The sequence below is a fragment of the Vulcanococcus sp. genome, assembly GCF_044369115.1.
In the GTDB taxonomy this organism is placed as follows: domain Bacteria; phylum Cyanobacteriota; class Cyanobacteriia; order PCC-6307; family Cyanobiaceae; genus Vulcanococcus.
This window is the reverse complement of the sequence record NZ_JBIPMN010000266.1, coordinates 1-2,874: the sequence shown is the minus strand read 5'-3', so window position 1 is coordinate 2,874 and position 2,874 is coordinate 1. Positions and strand designations below refer to the sequence as shown.

4 protein-coding genes are annotated in these 2,874 nt (G+C 63.7%); 2 read left to right on the top strand and 2 right to left on the bottom strand.

Annotation, left to right across the window (positions count from 1 at the left end):
* The coding region (gene psbB / locus ACIQ2E_RS14310) for a photosystem II chlorophyll-binding protein CP47 (protein WP_398331999.1) at positions 1 to 1,495 on the bottom strand (1,495 nt) is incomplete at its 3' end.
* A 290-nt stretch (positions 1,496 to 1,785) separates the two neighbouring features.
* Here psbB and ACIQ2E_RS14305 point away from each other — a divergent pair.
* Entirely contained in the window at positions 1,786 to 2,268 is a 483-nt protein-coding gene (locus ACIQ2E_RS14305; protein ID WP_296364962.1) for a 2Fe-2S iron-sulfur cluster-binding protein, read from the top strand.
* Positions 2,269 to 2,316: 48 nt separating this feature from the next.
* A complete protein-coding gene (gene psbM / locus ACIQ2E_RS14300) occupies positions 2,317 to 2,421 on the top strand; it encodes a photosystem II reaction center protein PsbM (protein ID WP_010311839.1) in 105 nt (34 codons plus the stop codon).
* 106 nt (positions 2,422 to 2,527) lie between these two features.
* On the opposite strand, the gene ACIQ2E_RS14295 is transcribed toward psbM, so the two are convergent.
* On the bottom strand, positions 2,528 to 2,874 hold a 347-nt coding region (locus tag ACIQ2E_RS14295; RefSeq protein ID WP_398331996.1), incomplete at its 5' end, for a universal stress protein.

The window sequence follows — 2,874 nt, the reverse complement described above, 5'->3', positions numbered from 1 at the left end:
CTAGTTTCTGGAACAGACCAAACTCCACCTGTTCGCCGAGATCGGGATCGATACCGGCGAACACATCGCGGTAGAGGGTGCGAGCACCGTGCCAGATGTGGCCGAAGAAGAAGAGGAGAGCGAAGCAGGCGTGGCCGAAGGTGAACCAGCCGCGGGGTGAGCTGCGGAAGGTGCCGTCGGAGTGGTAGGTCTCGCGATCGAATTCGAACGCTTCACCCAGCTGAGCCTTACGGGCGAGACGCTTCACATCGGCGGGGTCGGTGAAGGTCTGACCATTGAGAGCGCCGCCGTAAACGGTGGCGGTCACGCCGGTCTGCTCGAAGGAGTACTTGGCCTCAGCGCGGCGGAAGGGAATGTCGGCGCGAACGATGCCCTGGCTGTCTTCAAGAACCACAGGGAAGTTCTCGAAGAAGTTGGGCAAGCGGCGCACTTCCAGATCGCGGCCTTCCTTGTCGGTGAAGGAGATGTGACCCAGCCAGCCGGTGGGCAGGCCATCACCATTCACCATCGGACCTACGCGGAACAGACCACCCTTGGCAGGGCTATTGCCCACGTAGTCGTAGAAGGCGAGCTTCTCAGGAATCGAGGCGAAGGCCTGTTCCTTGGTGGCGCCGTTGTCGAGTGCGGTCTGCACACGGCGGTTGATCTCGGTCTTGAAGTAGCCCTGATCCCACTGGTAGCGGGTGGGGCCGAACAGCTCAACCGGAGTGGCAGCCGCGCCGTACCACATGGTTCCGGCCACCACAAAGGCAGCGAAGAACACGGCGGCGATGGCGCTGGAGAGCACCGTTTCGATGTTGCCCATGCGCAGAGCCTTGTAGAGGCGCTCCGGCGGACGAGTGGTGATGTGGAAGATGCCGGCGATGATGCCGACGATGCCTGCGGCGATGTGGTGGGCAACGATGCCGCCCGGGTTGAAGGGGTTGAATCCTTCTGGACCCCAAGAGGGCTGCACCGGCTCGAGGTGGCCGGTGATGCCGTAGGGGTCAGACACCCACATCCCGGGGCCGAACACACCGGTGAGGTGGAAGGCACCGAAGCCGAAGCAAGCAAGTCCAGCAAGCAGCAGGTGGATCCCGAAGATCTTGGGGAGATCAAGGGCGGGCTCACCGGTGCGGGGGTCCTGCCAGATCTCCAGATCCCAGTAGGTCCAGTGCCAGATGGCAGCGAGGAACAGCAGGCCGCTGAGAATGATGTGAGCAGCTGCCACACCTTCGAAGCTCCAGAAGCCGGGATCAACACCGGTTTCACCGGTGATGCTCCAGCCGCCCCAGCTGCCTGTCACACCCAGACGGGCCATGAAAGGCATCACAAACATGCCCTGGCGCCACATCGGGTTGAGCACCGGGTCGGAGGGATCGAAGATGGCCAGCTCGTAGAGCGCCATGGAGCCGGCCCAGCCGGCTACCAGAGCGGTGTGCATGAGGTGCACGGCCAACAGACGGCCCGGGTCGTTAATCACGACCGTGTGCACCCGATACCAGGGCAATCCCATGGGGGTTAGGTCCGGGGAAACAATCAGCCGCCCGCTCCGGGAAACCGGTAGGCGGTTGGCAACACGATCAGGTTTAGCCAGCCGAAACCAGCAGACACTTGATCCGTGCTGGCGATGGTAAGGGGTTCGCGTGGCTCACTGATTCGATCGCCGCACAGCTGAAACGTGCCGTGATGCCATGGAGCCCGCCACCAGCGGAGCAGAGCCCTCCGCCAGGGGCTCCAGCGCTGAGCGGCGGTTACAAAACGCAACCCTCAGGCTCAGAATGCGGTGGTTGCCGAGGGATTGCCATGCCCGTGATTCGATTTGTGCGCGAAGGACGCGACGTGGAGTGCTATCCGGGGGAAAACCTGCGGGAGGTGGCCCTGCGGGAAGGCATCGCGCTCTATGGCCTCAAGGGTCAGCTCGGCAACTGCGGCGGTTGCGGCCAGTGCATCACCTGTTTTGTGGATGTGGTGGGCGAAAGCAGCCCCGGCAGTCTCAGCGGCCGCACCGGTGTTGAAGAGCAGAAGCTGCGCCGCCGGCCCCAAACGTGGCGCCTGGCCTGCCAGGCCCTGGTGAATCAATCCGTGGTGGTGCTCACCAAGCCGCAGACCGGACTGGCGGATCTCGATCAGAAGGTGAACCAGGCCACGGCCCAACCACTCCCGGCCGGCCCCACAGCCTGGCCGGTGCAGGAAAGTGAAGCCACAGACGACGACACAGATCCAGCTGACGCCGCCAGCGACGGCCAGCCCTCCGGGCAAACCACTACGAGCGATGAAGAGCCCTGATGGGCGCCTTGCGGCGGTGATACCGTCTTCGCGCTGAAGGCTTTTGCAATGGAAACCAACGATCTCGGCTTCGTCGCCAGTCTGATGTTCGTGCTGGTTCCGACCGTGTTCCTGCTGGTTCTGTACATCCAGACCAGCAGCCGCCAAGGTTGATCACCGGGCAGCTGAACAAGTTCTGAGCAAACGCAGAATCCCCGAAGCGGCCCTTGGCCACTCCGGGGATTTTTGTTGGGCTGGGTTGGCGGCGAGCCCGAAGGGCTCAGCGGCGTCCTTCGGGCTCGCGCACCAACAGCACTGGCGCCGGAGCATGCACACGGATGTAGTCGCTCACCGAAGAGCCGAGCAGGCGGTCGATATCCACCAGGCCACGTGCCACTAGAGGCCGGCGATCCTGCGACGCGATCACCAACAGATCGGCCTTCTCATCGGCGGCCACCGCACAAACGCCACGGCCGATGTCGCCGGTGCGGTGGATCGCCTTCATCTCCACCCCGAAGCCACGGGCGCGCTGCACGGCTTTGTCCAGCACTTCATCCGCCGGGGACTTGCCGCCGCGGGATGGGGTGATGTCCTGACGGCTGATGTGGATGCCGGTGAGGCTGGCGC

Coding starts and splice junctions, on each gene's coding strand:
- ACIQ2E_RS14305 (WP_296364962.1), top strand. CDS start 1,786: ATGCCCGTGATTCGATTTGTGCGCGAAGGACGCGACGTGGAGTGCTAT.
- psbM (WP_010311839.1), top strand. CDS start 2,317: ATGGAAACCAACGATCTCGGCTTCGTCGCCAGTCTGATGTTCGTGCTG.